The sequence below is a fragment of the Globicatella sulfidifaciens DSM 15739 genome, assembly GCF_900167405.1.
Taxonomy (GTDB): domain Bacteria; phylum Bacillota; class Bacilli; order Lactobacillales; family Aerococcaceae; genus Globicatella; species Globicatella sulfidifaciens.
Genome location: NZ_FUWO01000012.1, coordinates 25,213 through 50,516, shown reverse-complemented (window position 1 = coordinate 50,516; position 25,304 = coordinate 25,213). Strand labels below are relative to the sequence as shown.

Annotated in this window: 20 protein-coding genes, 1 pseudogene and 1 riboswitch; of the genes and pseudogenes, 15 read left to right on the top strand and 6 right to left on the bottom strand. The window is 34.7% G+C overall.

The features are described 5' to 3' along the window. From B5D12_RS10200 to B5D12_RS10655, 4 genes and pseudogenes are all read left to right on the top strand, one after another. Nucleotides 1-255, top strand: a 255-nt coding sequence (locus B5D12_RS10200) for an LPXTG cell wall anchor domain-containing protein (RefSeq protein WP_159443888.1), incomplete at its 5' end; no start/stop codon positions are given. Nucleotides 256-440: 185 nt separating this feature from the next. Continuing rightward, a complete protein-coding gene (locus tag B5D12_RS07140; protein ID WP_078756175.1) occupies nt 441-1,106 on the top strand; it encodes a DNA alkylation repair protein in 666 nt (221 codons plus the stop codon). Nucleotides 1,107-1,316: 210 nt separating this feature from the next. Beyond that, a complete protein-coding gene (locus B5D12_RS10280; protein ID WP_200803010.1) occupies nt 1,317-1,484 on the top strand; it encodes a VOC family protein in 168 nt (55 codons plus the stop codon). Between the two features lie 24 nt (nt 1,485-1,508). Further along, nucleotides 1,509-1,613: pseudogene (locus tag B5D12_RS10655) on the top strand (VOC family protein); the annotation flags it as partial. A 377-nt stretch (nt 1,614-1,990) separates the two neighbouring features. On the opposite strand, the gene B5D12_RS07130 reads toward B5D12_RS10655, so the two are convergent. Next, nucleotides 1,991-2,908, bottom strand: coding sequence for a cation diffusion facilitator family transporter (locus tag B5D12_RS07130; RefSeq protein WP_078756174.1), 918 nt, complete (start codon nt 2,906-2,908; stop codon nt 1,991-1,993). Between the two features lie 158 nt (nt 2,909-3,066). Between B5D12_RS07130 and B5D12_RS07125 the strand changes: the two genes are divergently transcribed. The 4 genes from B5D12_RS07125 (at nt 3,067) to B5D12_RS07110 (ending at nt 7,243) form a co-directional block, all read left to right on the top strand. Continuing rightward, complete coding sequence (locus B5D12_RS07125) at nt 3,067-3,957, top strand: CorA family divalent cation transporter (protein WP_159443887.1); 891 nt, start codon at nt 3,067-3,069, stop codon at nt 3,955-3,957. A gap of 185 nt (nt 3,958-4,142) precedes the next feature. Further along, on the top strand, nt 4,143-5,333 hold the full coding sequence (locus B5D12_RS07120) for a coenzyme F420-0:L-glutamate ligase (RefSeq protein ID WP_078756172.1): 1,191 nt from the start codon (nt 4,143-4,145) through the stop codon (nt 5,331-5,333). A 185-nt stretch (nt 5,334-5,518) separates the two neighbouring features. After that, nucleotides 5,519-6,178, top strand: coding sequence for an MmcQ/YjbR family DNA-binding protein (locus tag B5D12_RS07115; protein ID WP_078756171.1), 660 nt, complete (start codon nt 5,519-5,521; stop codon nt 6,176-6,178). A gap of 195 nt (nt 6,179-6,373) precedes the next feature. After that, complete coding sequence (locus B5D12_RS07110) at nt 6,374-7,243, top strand: PPK2 family polyphosphate kinase (RefSeq protein ID WP_078756170.1); 870 nt, start codon at nt 6,374-6,376, stop codon at nt 7,241-7,243. 119 nt (nt 7,244-7,362) lie between these two features. On the opposite strand, the gene B5D12_RS07105 is transcribed toward B5D12_RS07110, so the two are convergent. From B5D12_RS07105 to B5D12_RS07095, 3 genes are all read right to left on the bottom strand, one after another. Beyond that, nucleotides 7,363-8,355, bottom strand: coding sequence for a hypothetical protein (locus B5D12_RS07105; protein ID WP_078756169.1), 993 nt, complete (start codon nt 8,353-8,355; stop codon nt 7,363-7,365). 232 nt (nt 8,356-8,587) lie between these two features. Then, complete coding sequence (locus B5D12_RS07100; RefSeq protein ID WP_234982934.1) at nt 8,588-10,567, bottom strand: purple acid phosphatase family protein; 1,980 nt, start codon at nt 10,565-10,567, stop codon at nt 8,588-8,590. Between the two features lie 635 nt (nt 10,568-11,202). Beyond that, nucleotides 11,203-12,396, bottom strand: a complete 1,194-nt coding sequence (locus tag B5D12_RS07095; protein ID WP_078756168.1) for a cation:proton antiporter — start codon at nt 12,394-12,396, stop codon at nt 11,203-11,205. A 78-nt stretch (nt 12,397-12,474) separates the two neighbouring features. Beyond that, nucleotides 12,475-12,550: riboswitch (Fluoride riboswitch) on the bottom strand. A 261-nt stretch (nt 12,551-12,811) separates the two neighbouring features. Between B5D12_RS07095 and B5D12_RS07090 the strand changes: the two genes are divergently transcribed. Together B5D12_RS07090 and B5D12_RS07085 are read left to right on the top strand one after the other, a co-directional pair. Then, nucleotides 12,812-13,795 carry a YhdH/YhfP family quinone oxidoreductase gene (locus tag B5D12_RS07090; protein ID WP_078756167.1) on the top strand — a complete coding sequence of 328 codons (984 nt, stop codon included), beginning with the start codon at nt 12,812-12,814 and terminating at the stop codon, nt 13,793-13,795. Nucleotides 13,796-14,009: 214 nt separating this feature from the next. Continuing rightward, complete coding sequence (locus B5D12_RS07085) at nt 14,010-14,531, top strand: methylated-DNA--[protein]-cysteine S-methyltransferase (RefSeq protein ID WP_078756166.1); 522 nt, start codon at nt 14,010-14,012, stop codon at nt 14,529-14,531. A gap of 409 nt (nt 14,532-14,940) precedes the next feature. Here B5D12_RS07085 and B5D12_RS07080 read toward each other — a convergent pair whose 3' ends face one another. Continuing rightward, nucleotides 14,941-15,171, bottom strand: a complete 231-nt coding sequence (locus B5D12_RS07080) for a hypothetical protein (RefSeq protein WP_078756165.1) — start codon at nt 15,169-15,171, stop codon at nt 14,941-14,943. A gap of 324 nt (nt 15,172-15,495) precedes the next feature. After that, nucleotides 15,496-16,497: a LacI family DNA-binding transcriptional regulator gene (locus B5D12_RS07075; protein ID WP_078756164.1), complete on the bottom strand. Its 1,002-nt coding sequence runs from the start codon at nt 16,495-16,497 to the stop codon at nt 15,496-15,498. Nucleotides 16,498-16,704: 207 nt separating this feature from the next. On the opposite strand from B5D12_RS07075, the gene B5D12_RS07070 reads away from it, so the two are divergent. The 5 genes from B5D12_RS07070 (at nt 16,705) to B5D12_RS07050 (ending at nt 25,050) form a co-directional block, all read left to right on the top strand. Continuing rightward, nucleotides 16,705-17,979: a galactooligosaccharide ABC transporter substrate-binding protein GanS gene (locus B5D12_RS07070; RefSeq protein ID WP_078756163.1), complete on the top strand. Its 1,275-nt coding sequence runs from the start codon at nt 16,705-16,707 to the stop codon at nt 17,977-17,979. A gap of 61 nt (nt 17,980-18,040) precedes the next feature. Beyond that, nucleotides 18,041-19,324, top strand: coding sequence for a galactooligosaccharide ABC transporter permease GanP (locus B5D12_RS07065; RefSeq protein ID WP_078756162.1), 1,284 nt, complete (start codon nt 18,041-18,043; stop codon nt 19,322-19,324). Next, complete coding sequence (locus tag B5D12_RS07060) at nt 19,324-20,181, top strand: galactooligosaccharide ABC transporter permease GanQ (protein WP_078756161.1); 858 nt, start codon at nt 19,324-19,326, stop codon at nt 20,179-20,181. Before B5D12_RS07065 ends, B5D12_RS07060 begins: the two co-directional genes overlap by 1 nt. Nucleotides 20,182-20,190: 9 nt before the next feature. Further along, nucleotides 20,191-22,233: a beta-galactosidase gene (locus tag B5D12_RS07055; protein WP_078756160.1), complete on the top strand. Its 2,043-nt coding sequence runs from the start codon at nt 20,191-20,193 to the stop codon at nt 22,231-22,233. Nucleotides 22,234-22,491: 258 nt separating this feature from the next. Beyond that, nucleotides 22,492-25,050 carry a glycoside hydrolase family 53 protein gene (locus B5D12_RS07050; RefSeq protein WP_234982933.1) on the top strand — a complete coding sequence of 853 codons (2,559 nt, stop codon included), beginning with the start codon at nt 22,492-22,494 and terminating at the stop codon, nt 25,048-25,050. Nucleotides 25,051-25,304 lie beyond the last annotated feature (254 nt).

The window sequence follows — 25,304 nt, the reverse complement described above, 5'->3', positions numbered from 1 at the left end:
GATCCAGAAGAACCAACTGATCCAGAAGAACCAACGGATCCAGAAGAACCAACGGATCCAGAGGAACCGACCGATCCAGAAGAGCCAGTGGACCCAGAAGAGCCAAATAACACAGATGCAGCAAATGTTACTGTAGAACCTAAAGATCAAGTTTTACCTCCAACAGGGGAAGCAAGTACAACAATAACTAGTGTTTTAGGAGCACTAGCCCTATCTATTGGTTCTGCTTTAGTTTTCAGAAAGAAAAGGAAATAGTATTTAATTGAATTTTAAGGAAGGGTCAACGTGAGTTTAAAATACGTTGACTCTTCTTTATTGTTAAAATAAAGTAAAAGAAATAGCTGAAGCAGATAAGGAAACCGTAACGATTCAATTGCGATTAAAAACCGCAGTCACAACTGATACGGGCATGCTTATCATAAATAGAAGAGGGAATGAAAATGGAAAACAAAAAATCGTTATCTAAAAATGCACAAATTATTTTAAAGTCATTCGATGATTCCACAAAATTAGGGGATTTACGTAAGATTGCTAAAGAGATAAAAAAAGATCATTTATTAGCAATGGAATTATGGTCAACGGCTTTATTTAAACCGAGACAATTAGCCATTTTAATTATGGATAATAAAGAGTTAGATAAAGCAAAAGTAAATTCTTTAGTTGAGGATATGGCGATTCATGATGAAAATGAACAAACTCAATTAATGGATTGGCTATTTGCTAATCAATTAACGAAATCAAAAAAATTAGTCCAATTGATTGAATCATGGCGTGAGAGCAAATTGCCTCTTCAACGACGCACCTATTGGTATTTTGAGGGGAGACGTCGTTGGAAAGGGAAAACTCCACCTGAAAATTCAGGCGAGCTTCTTTCGATTATTGAGCAAGCAATTATGGATGAAGAAGCTGTGGTGCAATGGGCCATGAATTTTGTTGCGGGTTGGATTGGTGTTTATGAAGATCAATACCGAGCACGATGTGTTCAACTTGGTGAAGAGACTGAACTTTATAAAGGGATGAAGGTATCAAAAGGTTGTACGCCTAATTACTTACCTGAATTTATTGAAATTGAGTATAACAAGCGACTTGCAAAGGAACCAAAATAAATTTTACAAACTACCATTCTAACTTATTTTTGAATGCTATAATGAGTTGACGTTAAGTCAACTTTAGAAAAAAGGGTAATCCCTATTGTAAAAGTAGTACCGTATTTAAATTTTAAACACTCATTAGAAGCATTAGCATTTTATGAAAAATTAGGCGCAACTGATATTCAAATTGTTAAAGCATCGGATCCGAGTTTTGCTGACTCACCAATGGCTGGAGAAGCGAATCCAGACTTCGTGATGAATGCGCAATTCAATATGTTAGGTGAACGTATTGACTGTTCAGACACTTGGGGCAATATGCCAATTGATATGTCTGGTCAAAATATTTCAATTGTATTTGATTTAAATAATGAAGATGAAGTGAATGCCGTTTAAGAATTAGAAGCTAAAGCGAAAGAATTAGGTTGCACGATTACTCTACCATTAGGAAAAACAGAATGGACTGAACTATTTGGTATGTTCGATGATCCATTTGGAGTTTCGTGGTTATTAAACGGGGAATAATTAATAAAACAGTTTAGCCTTAGATCGGAGGATATAATCCCTTGGTCTAAGATTTTTTATTTGGAAATAATTATTGTTGCTAATATTCTTATTAAAAAGCATCATAAGGCAATTCGTTTCTTTCATGCTATAAAAGATATGCCCAAAATTTTGCCATACTCACAAATAAAAGGGGATAAGTTTATCGAAGATGAATCTAGGTGAATTATAAATAACAAAAAAGAGAGGGAGTGGGCAAGAAGTAGAAAATTAAATAATCATCACTTCTCGCCAACTCTCTCTTTATTATGAGGTATTAAAAGAGTTTAATAGATTTTAAGTTGTTTCAATTATGAGGGATAATGTGCTCTTATTTTCTAAATAACTGAGCTTAAAACTTAGTGGTGGTGATGATGCCCATGGCTATGAGTATGGCCCTTGCGATTAGCGAATATTTTTTCTATATCACGTTTATGTAAATCGTGTGCTTCACAAGAAGAATCAATTTCAATCGTGACATTATAAACTTGATGGTGTTCCAATAAATCACGAATGTCATGTTTTGTTTCTTCTATCAATTGAGTATCATCGACACAAATATGTAAAGTGGCATTGTTTTCAAGACCATCCATCGACCAAAGATTTATTTGATTTATGGATCGGATATTATCGTGTTGAGCTATTTCATTTTCTAATGTTTTTAAGCAGATATCTTCAGGAACAGCATCAAGAAATATTTTCAAATTGGTCCAAAATTGTGGCAATGCTCGGCTTAAAATAAAGATTGAAATCATGAGTGAAAGCAAAGGGTCTAAGAAATACCAATTAGTAAAACGTAAGATAATTGAAACTGCCATAATAGCTAACCAGCCTAATATATCTTCTAGGAAATGTAAACTAAGAATGGCTTCATTTTTGGTTTGTCCACGGCTGACGACATAACTAGCGATAAAATTGATGATAATGGCAATGATACCTAAAATTAACATTCCGTTATAATTGACGGGTTCAGGATGAATTAATTTAGGGATATTATTAAGGGTAACAAAAAAAGAACCGATAATTAAAATAAGGGCTGTAATCATCGCACCCAGTAAACTGAATCGTTTATAACCGAGAGAAAATTTATGATCTTCCTTACGATTAGAAAAATTTTCTAAGAAAGCCGCAATCCCAATCGCTACTGCATCACCAGTATCGTGCACAGCGTCCGCTAGTATAGCACTAGAATTAAAAATCCCTCCATAGATAAATTCAATTATTGCAAAGCTCAAATTCAAAATAAAGGCAATCAGTGTATTAATATTTGATTTCATCGTGAATCCTCCTAGTCAACTGATATTTATATAAATAGTGTAAACCATCCCTTAATAGGATAGTCAAGACTTTTGTTTATCATCTCGGTTTAATTCAGTATAATAGATAATAACCATTATCACTCAAACATTATCAAACAGTAGAAATGAGGAGAATCATGGAAGGACTACCAAAACAGTTAAGCGATGTTAGCGTTGAAATAATCACCCTAAAAGAATTTCACGATAAGTATCGCCATCTTATGGAAGATAATCATTTTTTTGACTTAAGCAAGCCGGTTAAGCATACCAAAATATATTATATGTCTCATTATGCGTATGGAGCACTTTTTTTACCAAAGATTCAACAGCGCAGCGAACAATCTTGTTATTTTTATTTAGATGATGCGAAATTCATTATTATTGAAGAGCATGATTGGATGAAAGGGTTGCTTAATCAAATAGCTAATGAAATAAATAATATTGAGCTTACGAAACCGATTCAAGTATTATTAATGATTATTGAAAAAATGATATATTCACAAGAAAAGTATTTGTATGAAATTGAAGAAAAGTTAGATCAGCAAGAAGAATCTATGTTAAATAATGATGGTGAATATCAGCCTGATTTAGATCATGAATTTCATAAATATGGCAGAGATTTATTAGCATTTAAACGTTATTACCAACAATTATCTGAATTTTGCGATTTGTTAGATGAGTATTTTCAAGAAATTGTGAAGCCAATCAGTCGAAAAAAATTACAATATTTAAGCCTGTATGCGAAAAGATTAAAAGATGATGCATTGGATTTAAGAGAGTATGTAATGCAATTGCGTGAAATCTATAACGCAGATGTTTCTAATAAGCAAAATCGGACAATGCAAATATTGACAGTGGTGACGACGGTTTTTGCACCGTTAACCTTATTGACAGGATGGTATGGCATGAATTTTAAACACATCCCTGAATTAGAACCTCCTATATCCTATCCGATACTCATTATGGTCGTCATTGGAATCGTTATATTTGAAGTGTATATGATTAAGAAGAAGAAATGGCTCAATTAATTCGCTAAAACACGAATTATCAATAGCGTTTTCATAGGTGTTTTTCTAAATTTTTCTAAATATAAAAGATTTTCTTTTCTATCTTTCGTTTTTAGTGTATGATGTATCTGGACAATGAATAAGAGAACAAATGTTATAATCGTTCTATCAACGTCTAAATTCATAATGGAAAGTGTGAAAAGCTTATGGCAAGAAATGTTGGAACAGTTGCTCGTGGTATCCGTTGCCCGATTATTCGACAAGGAGACGATTTAGCAAAAATCGTTGTAGATAGTGTATTAGAGGCAGCTGCTAGTGATCATTTTGAAATTGGTGATCGTGATGTCATCGCAATGACTGAATCTATCGTTGCACGCAGTCAAGGTAATTACGCATCAGTTGAAGCAATTAGTAAAGATGTCCGTCAAAAATTAGGTGGCGAAACAGTTGGGGTTATTTTCCCAATTCTTTCACGTAACCGTTTTTCAATGATTTTAAAAGGAATTGCATTAGGTGCTAAAAAAGTTGTTTTAATGTTATCTTATCCAAGAGATGAAGTAGGAAACCAATTATTAACGGAAGATCAATTAGAAGAACATAATATTGATCCTTATGCTACCGTAATGAATTTAGAAGAATATCGTCGTTTATTTGGCGAAAACTTGCATCCATTCACTGGTGTAGATTATGTAGAGTATTATGCAGAAATTGTGACAGCAGCTGGAGCAGAGGTAGAATTTGTATTTGCGAATCATGCGAAAGAAATTTTGAACTATACTAATAAAGTTATTAACTGTGATGTGCATACCCGTCAACGCACTAAGCGTATTTTAAAAGCACAAGGTGCAACCGTTTATGGATTGGATGATTTATTAACCGAATCCATTGATGGTAGTGGTTATAACGCTGAATTTGGCTTATTAGGATCAAATAAAAGTACAGATGATAGTGTCAAGCTATTCCCACATGAATGTACCGATTTAGTTAAAGATGTTCAAGCACAAATCCTTGATAAATTAGGTAAACATGTAGAAGTGATGGTTTACGGTGATGGTGCCTTTAAAGATCCAGTAGGACAAATCTGGGAACTAGCTGATCCGGTTGTTTCACCAGCATTTACCGATGGTTTAGAAGGTACGCCAAATGAATTAAAATTAAAATATTTAGCTGATAATGAATTCAGTGAATTAACAGGTCAAGATTTAAAAGATGCGATTGCGTCGCGTATCAAAGAAAAGGATCAAAGTCTAGTAGGTCAAATGGATTCAGAAGGAACAACACCTCGTCGCATTACTGACTTATTAGGTTCTTTATGTGATTTAACGAGTGGTTCAGGCGACAAAGGAACACCGATTGTATTAGTTCAAGGATATTTTGATAATTATACACATGATTAATTGTTTTATTCTTAAATAAGAGATTAAAAGGCTCGAAAGACCCAATGGTTTTACGAGTCTTTTTTTGCGTAATAGAGCCATATTTGAAGAACCACGGATTAAATATTCCTGATAGATAACTTTATTTTTTTAGTTTTCACAATAGATGATTTATAATAGTTTAAGAAAGATTGTGGGGTGGTAACATGCGATATTTAGATAGTCTCGTACAAAAACAATTTACTCCTTCTTTAGCACTTAAGTTTGGTTTTAAAAAAACAGGACCTGAAACGTTTGAAATCAATCATCCTTTAAAAACGCCCGATTTTGAGGTTCAAATTATTATCGATCATAATGAGATAAAGTTAAAAGTGTTTGAATTACCAGAAAGATTAGAGTATTTACCTTTCAATTTAAACGAGGATGAGGGAGGTAGTTTTGTTAATCAAATTCGTTCTGATGTGGATGAAGTGGTGTATCAAGTTATTGAATCGTGTTATCAACTAAAGGATTATCGAGAAAGAGTATTTGATTTTGTTAGGGCTGAATTTAGTACAAAGTTAGAGACGCCTTGGGCTAAGCATCCAGAATTTTATGTAATGAAGACAGCTAATCGTCAAAAATGGTATGGATTGATGATGCGTATTCCATATCAATTATTGGATCCACAGCAGTCAGGTATAGTAGATGTATTAAATCTTAAAGCCCCGCCTTTGAAAATCGTTGATTTAATAGATTATCAGACTTTTTATCCAGCATATCATATGAATAAGAAGCATTGGGTGAGTGTGGTAGTGGATGAAAAGATTAATCTAGAGCAATTACAGGCATTAATCCGACAAAGTTATCAATTGGTGGAAGGTTGAGTAAATATAACTAAAAATATTATGAATCCGTTTGAAAATAGGTCGGATTTGTGTTGATACAACAGAAGCGGATAACTTACCGACCAATAGGCAGTGCTATCATATTTTCTTATGTTGATAAGGTGATATTTTTGTTAATAAGGCATTATATATTTATAATAAAAGGTAGAACGTTAATACAGAGGAGAATCTAAGATGCTAAAACAATATAAGTTTGACGGTAGCGAAAAATTAAATATAAAAAAGATTCCAACCAATGCGGTAGAGGATAAAGTAGAACGCGAAGAAATTGAGGCGAAATTTTCCGAAAATTTATTGAAAATGGAAGGACTCCAAGAAAAATTATATGCGGATGGACGTGAAGGTGTCATTGTGGTGATTCAGGCTTTAGACGCTGCCGGTAAAGATTCAACCATTAAACATGTGATGACGGGGTTTAACCCACAAGGCGTTTACGTGGAAAGTTTTAAAGTTCCGAGTGAAGAAGAAGCAGCTCATGATTTCTTATGGCGTATTCACCGACATGTGCCGGAGCGTGGCGATATTGTAATCTTCAATCGAAGCCATTATGAAGAGGTCTTAACTGTGCAAATTAATGATATTCATAAAGGCTATCGTTTAGCTGAACGTGTGAAAAATGATAGTGATCAGGAATTCTTCAAAAAACGTTATCGTCAAATTCGAGATTTTGAAGAATATTTATATGAAAATAGCTATCGAATCGTCAAAATTTACTTAAATGTTTCAAAATCAGAGCAAAAAGAACGCTTTTTAGAACGGATTGAACGCCAAGAGAAGAACTGGAAGTTTAATGCAGGTGATTTAGATGTGCGTGATCAATTTGATACTTATTTAGAAACTTATGAAAAGGTGATAAATGAAACAGCTACAAAACATAGCCCATGGTATGTTATTCCCGCCGATCAAAAGTGGTATACGCGTTACTTAGTGTCTGAAATTATGCTCGATTTATTAAAAGAAATAGATCCACAATTTCCAGAGGTGTCAAAAGAACAAATTGAAGCCATGGAAGAAAGTAAAAAACTTTTATTAGAAGAAAAATAAAGAGAATAATTGTTACCCAAAATAGAAGAGGGGGTAGGCCTACGAAGCGAAAATTATTCAATTTCCTACTTCTGGTCTACTCCCAACTGTGCGGGGTGGGCAGACTAAGCGAAAATTATTTAATTTTCTACTTCTTGTCCACTCCCATAAGCTAAACCGATACTGATGCCATTATAAGCATAATAATAATAGACTTCTTTAGCAGCCGATGTTTCTGATGTTGAAAACCATGCATTGGTGATGATGCCTGATTTTGAGTCATAGTTGATGCTATGAGGCTGGCCAAGAATGCTGAGAATTTCTTGGTGATTGAGTCCGGCTTCATGAGCCAAACGGTCCAATTGTTTTTTTGTTTGTTCAATGGGTTGCTTCATTGATGCTTGATCACCCGATAAGTAATTGATGTCCGTAATAATGTTTTCTTTAACTGTCACAGCATATTTATCATGGTTTTCACCGGGAAATTGATAGACAATGGCATCAAAAATATAAGAGACTGATTTTGGTGACTCCAAGTAGTCTGCCAATACTTCAACTTTTGTATGTTGTTTATCTTGATAATTTTCTCTTAAAAGGGATGCGAGTTCATCGAATTTATCAAATGTGACGGGCGGGGTGTCTAATTCAAATGATTGTTCACCCAGTCCTTCAAAGTAAGTCTTTTTTTCTAAATCATAAGCTAATTTCAACGCAATTTTACGTCCGCCATCTTCTAGCGTAAAAAGATGCTGTTTGATTTGGTCATTCATTTCAAACACTTCATCTGGTTCACCTAATAGTACTTGAATTTGCTCTTCGGTAATACTATTTTCAGTGTTAGCGTTAAGATAAATCGTTGAAACAATTGTATGAGCCTTTTCTTCTAAACTTAACTCGGCCCATTGTTCGTTAGTAGGGAGTGTGGTGCTAGTTGGAACAATAAACTCAGTTTCATGAGCTTGTGACGTGATTTCAGTTTCATCAGATTGAAAAGATAGTCTAGACTCATCAGCATAAGATATTTGTTGGGACGCGTTAATCGTGGTGTTTCCTGCTTCCACTAAAAGTGAATTCATTTGTGAGATTGTGATTATTATAAACAGTGCACATAATATTTTATTTACGAATTTCATTTTAAACCTTCCTCTATATAAAGCAAGGGAGTGGGCAAGAAGTTGAAAATCGGATGATTTTCGCTTCGTCTGCCCACCCCACACAGTCTCCAGTAGGTATCCAACTAGTGATTAAGACACGTTTTGATACCACTCAACCGTTGCGCGATAAATTAAATAAATAGGATCTAAAAGAGTACGAAAAGTTTTTCCCAGGTTTTGTCCTTTTTTCTTCTAGTATAGATAGGAAAGATTATTGGGCAGATGTTTCTTCAACAGTTGTTTCTTCCTCTTTAGGTTCAGTTGAATCTTCAGCAGAAGTTTCATCTTCTTTTGACTCAGCTGATTCCTCAGCAGAAGTTTCTTCTTTTGTAGATTCAGTTGATTCTTCAGCAGAAGTTTCTTCTTCTTTTGATTCAGCTGATTCTTCAGCAGAAGTTTCTTCTTTATTTGCTTCAGTTGTCTCTTCTTCAGTGTTTTCTGCTGCATCTTTCGTGATACCGAATTCGTAAACTAATTCTACTTTACGTTCTTCACCAGCTAGAATATCACCAGAAACTTGATAAATTTTAACGTGTAATGAATTCCCTTCAACAGTATAGGTTGCGAAGTTTTGAACAGAGCTATCACGCCAGTTAGAGTGAGACTCTGCAAAAGCTTCCGTTTCTTGTGGTTGGTTACCGAATGCGAATAAGCTGTTATAATAATCAACATCTTCGGCTGTCATCCAATCTAAAGCTGGACGAACTTTATGAACATGGTCGACACCTTTAGAGTAAATATCATCATATGCTTTAGTACCACCAGTATTAGGTAATACAAAAACTGTTGCTTTAGGATCTACATAGTAGTCAACACCATCTTTTTCGATTGTTTCAGCATCAGCGATGACACCATTCGAGAAGTTTTCTTCAGTTGGTGCGAAATTTAATGGATAGGTCGCTGATAATACATGGTCATGTCCTTGTAAAGCTAAATCAACATCCAATTCATCAATTTGTTGCATGAATTCTTCACGAACGGCTTGAACGTCACTATCTTGAAGTGAATGATACGATTTAGAGAAGATAGGTTTATGATAAGCTAAAATTACCCATTTGGCACCATTTGCACGTGCTTCTTCAATATCTTTACGAGCCCATTCTAATTGAGCTTTACCAAAAGCTTTTTCATCGGGATTGTCTGTATCGTCTGCTTTATTATCATTCGAATTTAATACTGTAAAATGAACACCATTGTAATCAAATGAGTAGTATGAACCGCCACTAATCGCATCATTGGCTGAGTTCACATTAACGTGCTCATTAAATTGAGTAATATCTGGATCAGGGTATTCACCAAACTGTTTCATTGTGTATTCATCGTGGTTACCAGAAGCTGAAACGAAGGCGTAATTTAAATGAGTAGCTTTTGATTGTTCCATCAGGTCTACCCACTCATCTTCTACTTCAGCTGTTTCAACAAAGTCACCTGTATGTAAAATGAAATCTACATTATCAGTACCCACTTCTTCAACGGCGCGAGCAATAGTATCGGCAGCAAATGTTGCTTCGTTACGAACGTTTTCGTTCCAGTAAGCATTTTGGGTATCGGTATATTGAATAAAAGTGAATGATTCATCCGCTTTGCCAGCTGTTTTGAATTTTCCGACCTCGGACATTTCGCCTGAAGCTGAACCCACTTGGTAGTAATAAGTTGTGCCCGGTTCTAAATCGGTAGCTTCTGCTTTATAAGCATGTTCAACAACATCAACAAGCCCCGCTTGACCTACTTTGTCACCTGAAGTCCATTCTGGTCCAGATTGATTTTCATCGGTGAAGTAACCATTAATTTTTGGTTCGCCATTTTCATCTTTTTCAATATTTCCATCTTCATCATAAGCAACGTCAGCAAAGATTAAGAAGCCATCTTCATCACGCTCTAAATAGCGATTAGTTACTTCTGTCGCTTCCGCAGTGAATTCCATCGGTTCGCTCATATCTTCAGATTTTGAAACTACTACTTTAGCATCATCAAACTTCGAAGTAGTGAACCAGTTAAAGGCCATTGAAGTTGATGGATCATTTTTAATAGTTGTAATGATACGGTTAGGAACATCATTTGACTTAACTTCAGCAACAACCGGTTTTTCTGCTAAAAGTTCCATGCCTTCTGCAAATGCAGCCATTGGAGCTAATAATTGAGTAGCAGCAAGTAACGATACAACGAATTTACTAGACTTAGATTTAAGCAATTTTACTCCTCCTAAAAAATATCAATATGCTTTACGCACTTTTTATTATGGCAAAGCAATATCAATTTTCTGTAAATATTAAGTAAAAATCTAATCAATTATATTTTAAAATAGATTTTGACAGGCAAATGCATAATCTTTGAATTTCACTATGAGTTTTTTGGTGCAATTACATCTCATAAAAAATTTAACAGATACCTTTTAAGGAGGTTAGGTCTTTTGAGTAAAAAGCGTAATGTTCGTCTAAGTCGTTAGATGATTATTTAGTATTTCTAATGCGAATAAGTAATAATCGTGCTTGCCCCAAGCAGAGAGAGAGTTGCTTTCATTTATATTTTCAAAATAAAAGGAGAGTGAACAAAAAGTGGAAAATTAGATAATTTTCACTTCGTAGGCCTACCCCCGCACAGTTGGGAGTAGACCAGAAGTAGAAAATTGAATAATTTTCGCTTCGTCTGCCCACCCCCGCACTGTTGAGTAGGCCTCAAATAAGTCGTTAAGACGCAGTTTGAGACCACTCAACCACTGCGATATAAATTAACGAACACAACGTGATTGAATTTATAAAGTTTATGCCTATCCTTGATGCCCACTCGCCAATTGTTTAATAAAGCATTGATTAACGCAATTAAAAATTAGTTTTTCTCTAATAATGAATGTTGCGTGCGATCAATTAATAATGCGCCGAGAGGTGCGGTAATGGTGATACCAATGACCGCCACAGATAAGATTAGGGGTCCTGTATTTAAGCCGACGGCTAAAGGGATAGCACCAATGGCTGCTTGCACTGTTGCTTTTGGTAAATAGGCAAAAATACAAAACACTTTTTCTTTAGCCGACAGTTTAGTGCCAAGTAAACTAAGGTAAACGCCTAAACTTCTAAAGATTAAGGCTAATAAAATAGTTAGTACAGCTTTAAATCCAGCAATACTTAAATAACGAATATCAACAGCTGCGCCCACTAACACAAATAACAATAATTCTGAGGCAATCCATATATTACCAAATTGTTTAGATAACTTTGTCGATTGAGGTATCGGACCACGCATTTTTATAACGCTCGCCATACTCATCACGGCCAGAAGACCCGAAATCGCAATCGTATTAGCTAGCCAATTTTCAAGCACTACGAGTATAAATGAAATGCCAAGAATTATAATGACTTTTTGAATCTCAGTTAAGCCAATGTGTGCATGAGCCCATTTGAAGAAAAGAAGTAACAGCCAACCTGTTAAAACACCTAAGCCAACGCCGGCGATAATTGAGATAGGAATATTAAAGAAATCTTGATAATGGATGGCGCCACCTTGTGCCATACTTAAAAAAGCAGTAAATAATATAATCACCACAATGTCATCGCATGAAGCACCCGCTAAAATGAGTTGAGGAATTTTCTGATTCGTACCGATTTTTTGTTCAATCAAATGTATCATTCTAGGTACGACCACGGCAGGAGATACAGCTGCCATGACAGCGCCCATGACAGCTGCATCAATAAGAGAAATATCTAATAACCAAGGGGCTATCAGTAAATAGCCAATAATTTCAATTGTTGCAGGCAAGAAACTCATCAGAACGGCAGGGCGTCCGACTTGTTTTAAGTCCGATAAATCTAAGGTGAGCCCAGCTTTCAGTAAAATAATGATTAATGCCATTTTTCTTAAATCTGCTGAATTTTCGAGCAAAGCAGGTTCAAAGGCGTTCAGTAGATAAGGTCCGAGTAAGACACCGGCAAGTAACATACCAATAATACGCGGCAAACCAATTTTATCAGCAATCGTTGCCATTAATAAGCCGCCTAGAAAGACGAAAGCTAAAGATGTTAACATAAATTAAGCTCCTTCATTTATAAATTTGTTTCACGAAGATATCCATAAAAAAGATGACCCCCGTGACATGCCAAATAAAGCGTCACAGAAGTCATCAGCAAATAACTGCGGTTTAGGTAACTTACCTAGGGAGAACCTCATTCCCTTTTGTTAATTAAGTATAGCAAAATCACGGTGGATGTCAATATCGGGTATCGTATAATGAATGCTCATTAAAAGCTAGACGATGATAATGAAAAAACAAGCTTTCAACGGACCAGAGTATATAAGATAGCTTTTTTAGAGGAATAGGAAACATTTTTTAAAAATAGAAAGCGAAATATTATAAAGCTATTTATTGTAAGGGATTACACTTGCTATTGTATGGGGGATTTGATATCTTTTTCTTGAATGGAAAACTTTAGGGAGGTTTATCATGGAAAAGTTTAAAGCATATGTGGTTAGAGAAACAAATGGCGAGGTTACCTATAAAGTAGAGGAACTGAACCGTCAATTTTTATATCAAGGCAATACCTTAATTAAGGCGGAATATTCTTCATTAAATTATAAGGATATGTTGGGTTTTAAAACTAAGGGAGGCGTTATTCGGCATTATCCAATGATACCTGGGATAGATGTAGCGGGTGAAATAGTCGAAGATCAATCGGGGAAATATCAAAAAGGTGATAAAGTCATCGTGATGGGAAGTAATATGGGAGTATCGACGACCGGTGGTTATTCAGAATATGTATCAGTTGATAGTGATTGGGCGGTGAAAGTACCAGAGGGCATGACGACTAAAGAGGCCATGATTTATGGAACAGCTGGCTTTACTGCTGCTTATGCCTTGTTGTCACTGATTAACCATGGGATGGATGTGAATAAACAACCTCATATTTTAGTCACGGGAGCGACAGGCGGAGTGGGCTCCGTTTCTTTAGCAATCTTGAAAAAGTTAGGTTTTGACAAGGTAACAGCTCTAGTAAGGAAAGATTATCAAGAAGAAATTGCCTTAAAATTAGGAGCCACTGAAGTAATTTGGTCAGAAGATTTAGGAACTGTTAAACCTTTAGCTTCAGCAAAATGGGATTATGTTGTAGATAATGTAGGGGGTGAACCGGCAGCAATTGCTTTAACTCAAATTGCCAATAATGGTGCGATGTCGATGTGTGGCAATGCGGCAGGTATTCAATTTAACACATCTGTTTTACCGATGATTTTAAGAGGAGTAACGATATTTGGAATTGATTCACTAGCAAGACCGGTGGCATTACGTAATCAAATTTGGGAGTTGTTAGCGAATGAATGGAATGTCATTGACTCATTATTAGTCAATGAAGTGCCGTTTGATAAGTTAGACGAACCTTTATCGAAAATACGTGAGGGACAGCATTTAGGACGAACCTTAGTTGCGTTTTAAAACTTAGGAAAAATGACTCATAGCTTTCCGTAATGATACGTACTTAAAAAGTAGGTTATAGTATAGGTCATAGCAAAAATTTTTTTGTCGAAGCTATAGGTTTCAAAGGGTGTTTGATAAAATTCCATACAGTTTTTTTCTACTTTTTAGATAGACAATATACGGAGCTGATATATAATATATGTACCTATTATTTTAGACAGGATGATCGTAAATGAGTTATTTATATAAAAGTACCTTTGAGACGCCCATTGGTACCATGACTAGTTTGGTGGCAGAAGACGGAATCTACTTTTTGCAGTTCGCTGATAGCCTGACATCAAAACAAATCAAGCGAGTTCAAAAGCATTTTCAACGGAAGATTATTGAAAAAGATCATTCGATGAATTTGAAAGTAAAACAAGAGCTATGCGAATACCTAGAAGGAACAAGAACTGAGTTTACAATTCCGACTATCATGAAGGGGACGGTTTTTCAAACAAAGGTATGGCAAGCATTAAAAAATATTCCTTACGGTACAACCTTAGATTATCAAGGGTTAGGTAAAGAAAATGGATATCCAAATGCTAGCAGAGCCATTGGTAATGCCAATAGTAGTAACCTTATTATGATTCTCATTCCTTGCCACCGTGTAATAAGGTCCGATGGCTCAATAGGCGGATATGCCGGTGGAGTGAGTAGGAAGCAATACTTATTAACTTTAGAAGAAAACTATATCGTATCAAAGAACCATTAGCCATTATAAAGTAAATTAAATAAAGAGGACAATAGTAACACCGGTTGGTGATTGACTATTGTCCTTTTTGACTGTAGACAAAACTCATTTCATTCACTTGAGGATTTCGTTCCTGAGGAGCTTCCTTTAAGAAAAATTGAGACATTGTTTATGAATTATGACTGTATTTAGATGAAAACAATAGGTCTATCATTGACAACAACGAATTGCAAGGGGGGTACCAAGAGGGTAGAGAATCAAATGAAGAAAGAAACGAGTATAAGGGATGATGAATTTTAACACTTTTCAAGATAAGTTTAATTAATTTATTAAAAAAACTTCTTATATTATATTAAAGATACCTGCATAATGATTTTTATAACTAATATGGCTTGTGTTACTAGTGTGTCATAAGGTATTACAGATGAAATTAGTCCGATTCATGTTTATTTCCTTTTTGAAAAAGTATATTATTTTCAGTAGAATCTATGTTAAACAAATTATTTAATATTTTATTCCAAGGTATAAATCTAAGGATTATAAAGACAAGGTATGGGAATAAAATGTTACCAAAAGTTAAGTTTCTAAATTTAAAAAATAGAAAGTCAAGAGTATCGATAACACCAATAGTTAAAAAAAAGTATGCAATTTTATTTTTCATAATTTGGTACCCTCCTGTTCTTTAATGAAATAATTATAACAAAAAGAGTAAGCGTTTGCAAACGTCTATTTCTTAATATATTTTAAATTATAAAATTAAGTTAGACTTTTTATCCTAAACACAACAAAGCTTTTTTCTTACTTAAACATAAAGACACAGGCAAATATGTTGGTGTTGAGCAGCTAGAAAGGCTTCGTCTTATATTATCAGGGATGTTTAATAAAAATAAAGAGCCTATTTGTTTGAAGTTAACTTAAATTGGTTTGTATTCAATTTAAGAGGACAATAGTAACACCGGTTGGTGATTGACTATTGTCCTTTTAACTATTTTTTTGGAACAAAACTTTTGCGAATGATTAATTCAGAATTAAGTAAAACGGTTTTAGTTGTTTTTCGGTTATAGACAATTTGATCAACTAACATATCAATAGTAGTCTTTGCTATCTCTTCAGCCTCGATTCTGAAAGTAGTTAATGGGGGGGAGACAAATTTTGAGATATCATTATCGTTAATGCTAATGATTTCAATATTATCCGGAATATTGATTTGCAATTCATTAAAAGCTTGCAAACAGCCGATTGCAATCGTATCAGATGCAATAAAAATCGCTTCGGGTAGATCATCTTTCCATTTTGAAATATTATTTTTTACTAGATTATAACCTTGTTCTACAGAAAAGCGTCCTTCGCTCAAAATATATTTTTCATTAAGTAGTCCCAAAGTTGAAAGATAATGACGAAAAGTTACCTCACGACTATCCATGTCAATCGTATCATTAAAATGATTGTAATAATTTCCACCGATAAAACCAATTTTTTGATAGCCTTTTTCTCTAAAATAATCAATCGCTTTGACTGTCATCCGATCGGTATCGGGCTTCACAGTATCAAAATAATCGGGTTCGGGATTAATTTCTAAAAAGACGCCATTAGTATAGCTATTTTTTAATTTTTGTATTTCTTTTTCAGAAAAAGAACCCAAAGCAATAAAACCAGAAATATTTTTGGGAATAGAATCTAGACCTTTGTCTTGCTTGATTGTAAATATTTCCATATTATTTAATTTTGCATATTTCTCTAAATTAATTTTCAGATTGCGAAAATAAACGTCTTGCAATTCTTCCTCATCACTTAACCAAGATAGTACTGCAATTTTTTCAAGTGTCGTTTTAATCTTAGAGCGATCATATCCTAAAGTTAGGGCAGTATGGATTATTTTTTGTCTGGTCTCTTCGGTTATGGATAAGTTTTCGTCTCCTTTAAGTAGGCGAGAGACTGTCGCTGAAGAATACCCAGAATGGTATGCTATATCCTTAATTGTTGTCATTTGTTACCTCAATAAAAATTATTTTTATATTAGTTAGTAAAACTATTTATTAGAATTATAACGTTTTTATCATGGTTGTGCAACTATATCCACGATAATTGGTAAAAATATTTACTAAATAAATTAAATTCTTTAAATAAAACTATTTACAAATGAAACGTTTTCTTATATACTTAGGATAATAATAGTAATAAAGGAGCCAGACAGATGAAAAAAATATCAAGTTTATTGCTTAGCAGTTTAGTCGTTTTAGGGTTAGCAGGATGTGGACCAAAAGAGAATGATGCAACAGTAACTTCAAACGATCTAAGTACAACAGAAAATTCTGAACCAACAGAACTTTTAGTTTGGGAAGATCAAGCCAAAGGTGTAGGGATTGAAGATGCAATTAAAAAATTTGAAGAAGAAAATAATGTAAAAATCACGATGGTAGAAAAATCTTACGCAGACCATATAGAGGATTTACGTTTGGACGGACCAGCAGGAACAGGCCCAGATGTGATTACTATTCCGAGTGATCAAGTAGGGACTGCTGTGACAGAAGGATTACTGAAAGAATTAACCGTAGATGATGAATTAAAAGGAATTTATACTGAAGCAGCTATGCAATCGCAAACTGTTGATGGAAAAGTATACGGACTGCCAAAAGCGGTAGAAACACAAATTTTATTTTACAATAAAGACTTAATTTCAGAAGAAGAACTACCGAATACTACTGACGAATGGTTTGAGTTTTCTAAAAACTATTCTGATGGTGAAAAATATGGTTTATTAGCACTATGGGATACACTTTACTATGCTCAAGGGGTAATGGGAGGATTTGGATCTTATGTATTCGGCGAGAAGGACGGAGAGCTTAACCCAGAAGATTTAGGTCTTGCTAACGAGGGTGCTATCGAAGGAGCTGAATATATCAAAAAGTTCTATGACGAAAAAGTATTCCCATCAGGAATTATCGGCGAACAAGGTATCAATGTGTTAGATTCATTATTTACTGAAGGAAAAGCTGTAGCGGTAATCTCTGGTCCTTGGAACGTTGAACCTTATAAAGAAGCAGGCATTAATTATGGAGTTAAAGAATTACCAATGTTACCTAATGGCGAACATATGGGCTCATTCATTGGTGTCAAAAGTTATAATGTAAGTAGTTATACAAAACACCCAGAATTAGCAGAAGCATTTGTTAAATTTATTGCGAATGAAGAAAATTCAAAAGTTCGCTATGAAAAAACAAAAGAAGTTCCAGCTGTGCTAGCGCTAGCTGAAGACCCAAGTGTTCAAGAAAGTGAAGCGGCAGCCGCGATTGCTTTACAATCACAATATGCTGAATTGATGCCAGGTATCACTGCAATGAACTCTGTATGGATACCAATTGATCAAGCACTTCAAACAATTGCAACAGGAAAAGCTGAGCCAAAAGATGCATTAGAGCAAGCAGTAGAACAAATTGCTAACGATATAGAAGCAACGACTCAACAATAATTAGAGAAATTCATGGGCGACGAATCTTTCGTCGCCTTTAATAAAGGTAGGTGTAATGATTATGAGTGATCAATCTTACTCATCAAAAAATGCAAAAAATGCCACAATTCTATCAGTAGTTCCTGGATTGGGGCAGATTTATAATCGACAATATATTAAAGGGCTTATTTTTCTCGTTATTACAGTTTCTTACTTCTTTGTATTCAAAGATTTATTGAATATGGGTATTTGGGGATTATTTACCTTAGGAACAGAGTTACCTCGTGATAATTCAATTTTCCTTTTAGCTGAAGGTTTGGTTGCGTTGATAGTCCTAATATTCGGTTTAGGATTTTATTATTTAAATTTAAAAGATGCTTTTCGTAATGGACGCAAGATAGATGAAGGCAATGCGGTGAATAACATTGTGGAGAGTTACCAGGCATTATTAAGTGAGGGATATCCTTATTTAATGAGTAGTCCCGCTTTTTTCTTATTAGTATTTTCTGTTATTTTTCCAATTTTATTTAGTATTGCATTGGCTTTTACTAATTACGATTTATATCATTCAGCGCCAGCGAATCTAGCTGATTGGGTGGGGCTTGAAACATTTGCTAAAATCTTTACTGTTGATATTTGGCGAGAGACATTTTTTAATGTATTGGGTTGGACGGTTATATGGACTTTAGTCGCTTCAACTTTACAAGTTTCAATTGGTATTTTGTTAGCCATTGTCGTTCACCAAAAGGACTTAAAATTTAAAAAATTATTCCGAACCATACTTGTTTTACCATGGGCTGTTCCAGGTTTTGTAACGATTATGGTGTTTTCCGGAATGTTTAATGATACTTTTGGAGCGATTAATAATTCCATTTTAAGTTTAATTGGAGTTTCCCCAATCCCATGGTTGATCGATGCAAATTGGACTAAAATTGCATTATTAATGATACAAGGATGGTTAGGATTTCCATATATCTTCATTGTGACGACCGGAACGTTACAATCTATTCCAAACGATTTGTATGAAGCTGCCACCATCGATGGAGCAAATGGTTTTCAAAAATTTAGAAAAATTACCTTACCATTAATTTTATATTCGATGGCACCAATCATTATTACGCAGTATACTTTTAATTTTAATAACTTTAATATTATTTATCTATTTAATTCTGGAGGACCAGCTGTTCCAGGATCAACAGCTGGTGGTACCGATATCCTTGTATCGTGGATTTATAAATTAACGATGCAAAAGAGTCAGTATGCGTTGGCAGCAGCTTTAACTATTTTACTCTCAATCTTTGTAATTGCGATTGCTTTATGGCAATTTAGAAGAACGAATTCATTTAAAGAAGGAGGTAGATCGTAGTGGAAAAAACACATTCCTTAACAAAACAACGTCGTACACGACTTCTGTCAACTTATTTATTATTAATCATTGTTTGTGTGGTTATTATTTATCCATTATTATGGACTGTTGGTGCTAGCTTTAACCCAGGAAATAGTTTAATCTCAACGAGTTTAATACCTAAAAATGCTTCATTAACCCATTATAAAAGATTGTTTGCTAATGAAGGAACTCTTTTATATAGTCGTTGGTATTTGAATTCTTTGAAAATAAGTTTCTTTACAATGATTTTGTCGTTAATTTTTGTTTCAATGACTGCGTATTCTTTTTCGAGATTTCGTTTTAAAGGTAGAAAAAATGGATTAATGCTCTTTTTACTATTACAAATGATACCCCAATTCTCAGCCCTAATTGCTATCTTTGTTTTAGCACAAATGTTAGGGTTAATAAACAGTCATTGGTTATTGATACTAATTTATGTAGGTGGACAAATTCCTATGAATACCTATTTAATGAAAGGCTATTTTGATTCGATACCAATCGATTTAGATGAGAGTGCAAAAATTGATGGCGCTAAAAATACGCGAATATTTTTACAGATTTTATTACCATTATCGCGTCCGATGTTAGCAGTAGTAGCGATGAATGGCTTTACTGGACCATTAGGTGATTTCGCATTATCATCGGTTTTACTAAGACAACCAGAATATTATACCTTACCAATAGGCTTATATAAATTGGTTACTGATAAGATGGGAGCAAGTTATACAACTTTTGCTGCTGGAGCTATTTTGATTAGTATTCCAATCGCATTAGTGTTCTTGTCATTACAAAAACATTTTGTTTCTGGGTTAACAACTGGAGGAACAAAAGGATAGGAGAATGAAATGAATAAATATATGAGTGAGAAAAGGTTTTTACATGGTGGAGACTACAATCCCGATCAATGGTTAAATTATCCAGAGATATTAGAAAAAGATATTGAATTGATGCAAAAAGCGAATACCAATACATTTTCGATAGGAATGTTTTCATGGGCGACACTTGAGCCTGAAGAAGGTCAATTTAATTTTGAATGGTTAGATAAGATTATGGATGATATTGCGGGAATAGGTGGCAATGTTATTTTATCAACTCCTAGTGGGGCTAGACCAGCTTGGATGTCGCATAAATATCCTGAGGTGTTGCGTACAAATGAACGACGTGAAAAAATGTTACATGGTGGACGTCATAATCATTGCTTTTCTTCACCGGTATATCGAGAAAAAATAGCGATTATCAATAAACTTCTAGCAGAGCGATATAAGAACCATCCGGCTCTATTAATGTGGCATATTTCAAATGAATATTCTGGTGAGTGTCACTGTGATTATTGTCAAGCGAATTTTAGACAATGGGTTAAAGATAAGTATAAAACTTTAGATGAAGTTAATTATGCTTGGTGGGGACCGTTTTGGAGTCATACAATAACAGATTGGGATCAAATAGAGTCTCCTTCACCTATTGGTGAGAATGCAGTGCATGGTTTAAATTTAGACTGGAAAAGATTTGTGACCGATCAAACAATTGATTTCTATGAACATGAGATTAAAGATATTCGTCAGATTACCCCGGATATTCCGATTACCACTAATTTTATGGCGGATACAGATGATCTTATTCCTTTCCAAAGTCTAGATTATGCTAAATTTTCTCAGCATGTCGATATTATCAGTTGGGATTGTTATCCAGCTTGGCATAATGATTGGGGAACTACTGCAGATTTAGCAAGTAAAGTTGGTTTTATTAATGATCAATATCGCAGTTTGAAACAAAAACCTTTCTTAATTATGGAGTCAACTCCAAGCGGTGTTAATTGGCATAAAGTTAATAAAACAAAGAGACCGGGAATGCATTTGTTGTCCTCTTTACAATTTATTGCACATGGGTCTGATAGTAATCTTTATTTCCAATGGCGTAAATCGCGCGGTTCAAGTGAAAAATTTCATGGCGCAGTCGTCGATCATGATAATTCTGAAAATAATCGTGTGTTCCGAGAAGTCAGTCTTGTAGGCGAAGTGCTTGAAAAAATACAAGAGGTTAAGACAAGTGATAAGCATGCAAAAGTTGCGATGATTTATGATTGGGAAAACAAATGGGCATTAGATGATGCACAAGGTTTTGGATTAGAAACAAAACGCTATCCACATACATTACAAGATCATTATCGCTATTTCTGGGATCGTGATATTGAAGTGGATGTTGTGACTAAAGAACACGATTTATCGAAATATAAGTTGGTAATCATACCAATGCTATATATGATAGATGAAAGTACTATGATCAAGTTGCAAGAATATGTGCATTCGGGCGGTATTTTAGTTTCTACTTACTTGACAGGATTAGTAAATGAATCGGATTTAACTTATTTAGGTGGTTGGCCTGAACCTTTACAAGAATTATTTGGCATTTCTGTTCTTGAAACGGATACGTATTATCCAAGTCAATATAATCAAATAACATTTTTAGATGGAACCACTGTTGAGACTAAAGACTATCAATCAGTGATTGACTTATTATCAGCTAAGACTTTGGCAAGTTATGAAAAAGATTTCTATGCAGGTACTCCAGCTGTTACTGTAAATACATTTGGAAAAGGTCAAGCGTACTTCATCGGGGCGAGAACGGAAGTATCATCTTTAAATACTATCTATGATGCGATCATCGAGGAGTTTGATTTAAGTAATCCCTTTGTTGTTAATGGAAATCCAGTTGTATCTGTTCAATCTAGAACAAAAAATAATCAAGATTATTACTTTGTGATGAACTTTTCTGAACACCCACAATCTATTACCGTAAAGGAGGAGACAGTGGATATTATTTCTGGTGAAACCCAAGGTAAAAATATTTCACTACCAGTCTATGGAGTTAAGGTCTTAAAAAGACGTTAAACACAAAGAAATCATAACAGTCTGAGCAAAAATATTAAAAATTCAATCAAGTTATGGCTCATTAATTATACGCGCAGTGGTTGAGTGGTCTCAAACAGTGCAGGAGTGGGTAGACGAAGCGAAAATCATTCGATTTTCTACTTCCTGCCCACCTACTATTCGAATAAAATGTAAGCGTTAACTCAATGTGAAAGGAGCGTGAAATATTAATTTTGAGGTAATCGCAATGACAAAAATAAGAAGGAGGCCGATGAAATAATGAGAATGAATGCAAAAAAGCTTTTATTCATGTTAGGAACATCTTTAATGATTGCAATGCCAAATGCGACGGTTTCTGCGCAAGAGGTTGATAGTAACAATCAAGTTATCTCAAGTGAATTAATTAATTTAGAATCTAGGACAAGTATAGAACTAGCAATGAAAGAGAAAGTTGATGAGGATAGTAAGGAAGTGGTAAGGGAAACTAATCATGAGGAAGCTATCGTTAGTACTCTACTAGAAAATATGCCCCCTGCAGAACAAACTGAAGACAAGAAAAATGAAGAGGTTATTGAGGAACTTACAGAAAACTCTATGAATGAAGTAGATAATATTGAAAATAATGGAGTTGAGGATGAAGATATGGCAAGTAGTTCTACAAAAGTAGTTAATGAAAGCAGTTTGGCTGAGGAAAAAATCACCGAAAATACTTTAATTGAAACAACAGTAAATGAGACACCTGATGGTGAAGAGTCAGGAGAAACGAAAGAGACCGACTTAGAAAAAGATAATAACGAAACGACTCCAGCAGTTACTATGAATGATGAACAAATTTCAGACGAACTAAATGATGTTTTACCAACTGATTTTTATGTTGAAAAGGTAGAAGACTTACCGGATGATTTCATAAAGGGAGTTGATATATCAACTTTGATAGCTCAAGAGCAAAGTGGTGTAAAATATTATGACTTAAATGGAAAAGAAGTGGATTTGATTGATTATTTAGCACAAAACAGTGTCAATTATATTCGGATAAGAGTATGGAATAATCCTTATGATAGTGATGGTAACGGTTATGGTGGAGGCAATAATGATTTAGATAAAGCGATTGAAATTGGAAAACGTGCAACTGAGGCAGGGTTAAATGTTTTAGTTGATTTTCATTACTCAGATTTTTGGGCGGATCCAGGACGTCAGTTGGCTCCAAAGGCTTGGCAAGAGATGACCGTTGATGAAAAAGCCACGGCTCTTTATGAATATACTAAGGATAGTTTGTTGGAGCTAAAAAAAGCGGGTGTCAATGTGACGATGGTGCAAGTAGGAAATGAAACGACAGGTAGTGGTATTGCGGGTGAAAAAGGTATTGAAAAATATCAATTATTCAAAGAAGGCTCAAGAGCCATTCGAGAAATTGATCCAGGAATCCAAATTGCCCTTCATTTTACTAATCCTGAGAAAACAGACACTATACTTAATTTTGCTAAAGGATTGTCTGATTATGCTATTGATTATGATGTATTTGCGACAAGTTATTATTCATATTGGCACGGAAAACTAGAAAATTTAACGAATGTTTTACAACAAATTAGTCAAGATTATAATAAGAAAACATTAATTGCAGAAACGAGTTATGCTTATACTCTTGAAGACGGTGATGGTCACGGGAATGTTATCGGGTCTACGTCAGATACTGATTTGGGAGGCTATGAAGCAACGGTTCAGGGCCAAACCAATAATATTCGAGACGTCATTGATGCAGCGAATAAAGCTGGTGCGTTGGGGATTTTTTATTGGGAACCAGCTTGGGTCCCCGTAGGCAAACCAAATTGGGAACAGAATCTTCCTGTTTGGGAAAAATATGGGTCAGGATGGGCTTCTTCTCATGCGATAGAATATGATTCGAATGTAACAGAATCAACGTATGGTGGTTCTGCTTGGGATAACCAAGCGCTATTTGATTTCAATGGTAAAGCACTACCTTCTATAAAAGTCTTTGAATTAGTAAATAATGGCTATGGTGAGGTACCAGAAAGAGAAATAATAGAAGAACCAAAAGAACAATTTGAGAGTTTATTAGATAACCCTAGCTTTGAGGAAGAAAATCTTAATAGTTATACAATTAGTGAAGGATATGTTTCGCGTCTTAATGATACACCAAAAGATGGCGAATATGCTCTGCACTTTTGGTCGGATCAAACGATTGATTTTGATGTTGAACAAAAAGTATTTTTAGCACCGGGAATGTATCAGTTTAATTTATTGATGCAAGGAGATCAAACGGGGCAGAGTGAAAATATTTATGCATTCATTAAATATCCTGATGGTATGTTGTTAACTTCAACGATTAATTTAAAAGGCTATGCGAATTGGCAGGAAGCTAATATTGAGTTTACACTTAAAGAATCAACTGAACTAATTTTTGGATTACACGTGACTGCTGATGCTGAAGCCTGGGGAACGACTGATAATTGGTTATTAAAGAAAACAGGCGATATTGTTCAAGAACCTTCTGAAAAGGACAACGAAGAAAGTCCAATTGATGAAAACTCAGCTAAAGAGGAACCGAATGAAGAAAATCCAAGCGAGGAAAACTCAATTGAGAATGAAATAACAACCGATAATGAGAATGTTGAAATAGAACAAGAGTCATCAGAAAATGACTTTAATTCAGAAAGAACCGTAGATTCTACTTTAAAACCAGACTTATCAGCCAATGATTTAATCTATTCTAGTATGTTACCTAGTACCGGGTCGAAAAAAACTGTTTACTTGATGTTATTGGGCTATATGCTATTAATATTAGGAACATTTTTGGTTTTTAACAAAAAAAGTTCCTAAAAATAGTTTTGGTAAATTGAGAATGTCAAAGGAAGAGCAAATTGATAAAAAAGTGTCCATCAATTATATTGATGCAGTGGTTAGGAGACGAAAATTAGATGCATTTCGCTTTGTTTCCCCCTACCTTTGCGAAAGTATCAAATTAGTCTTAAAATATAGATTGATGTCTCTCAATCACTGATCTAACCATCATCGAGCAATCACTTGACTGAATTAATCATGTTTAGCCCCATTTCCATTAAAACATTAATAGA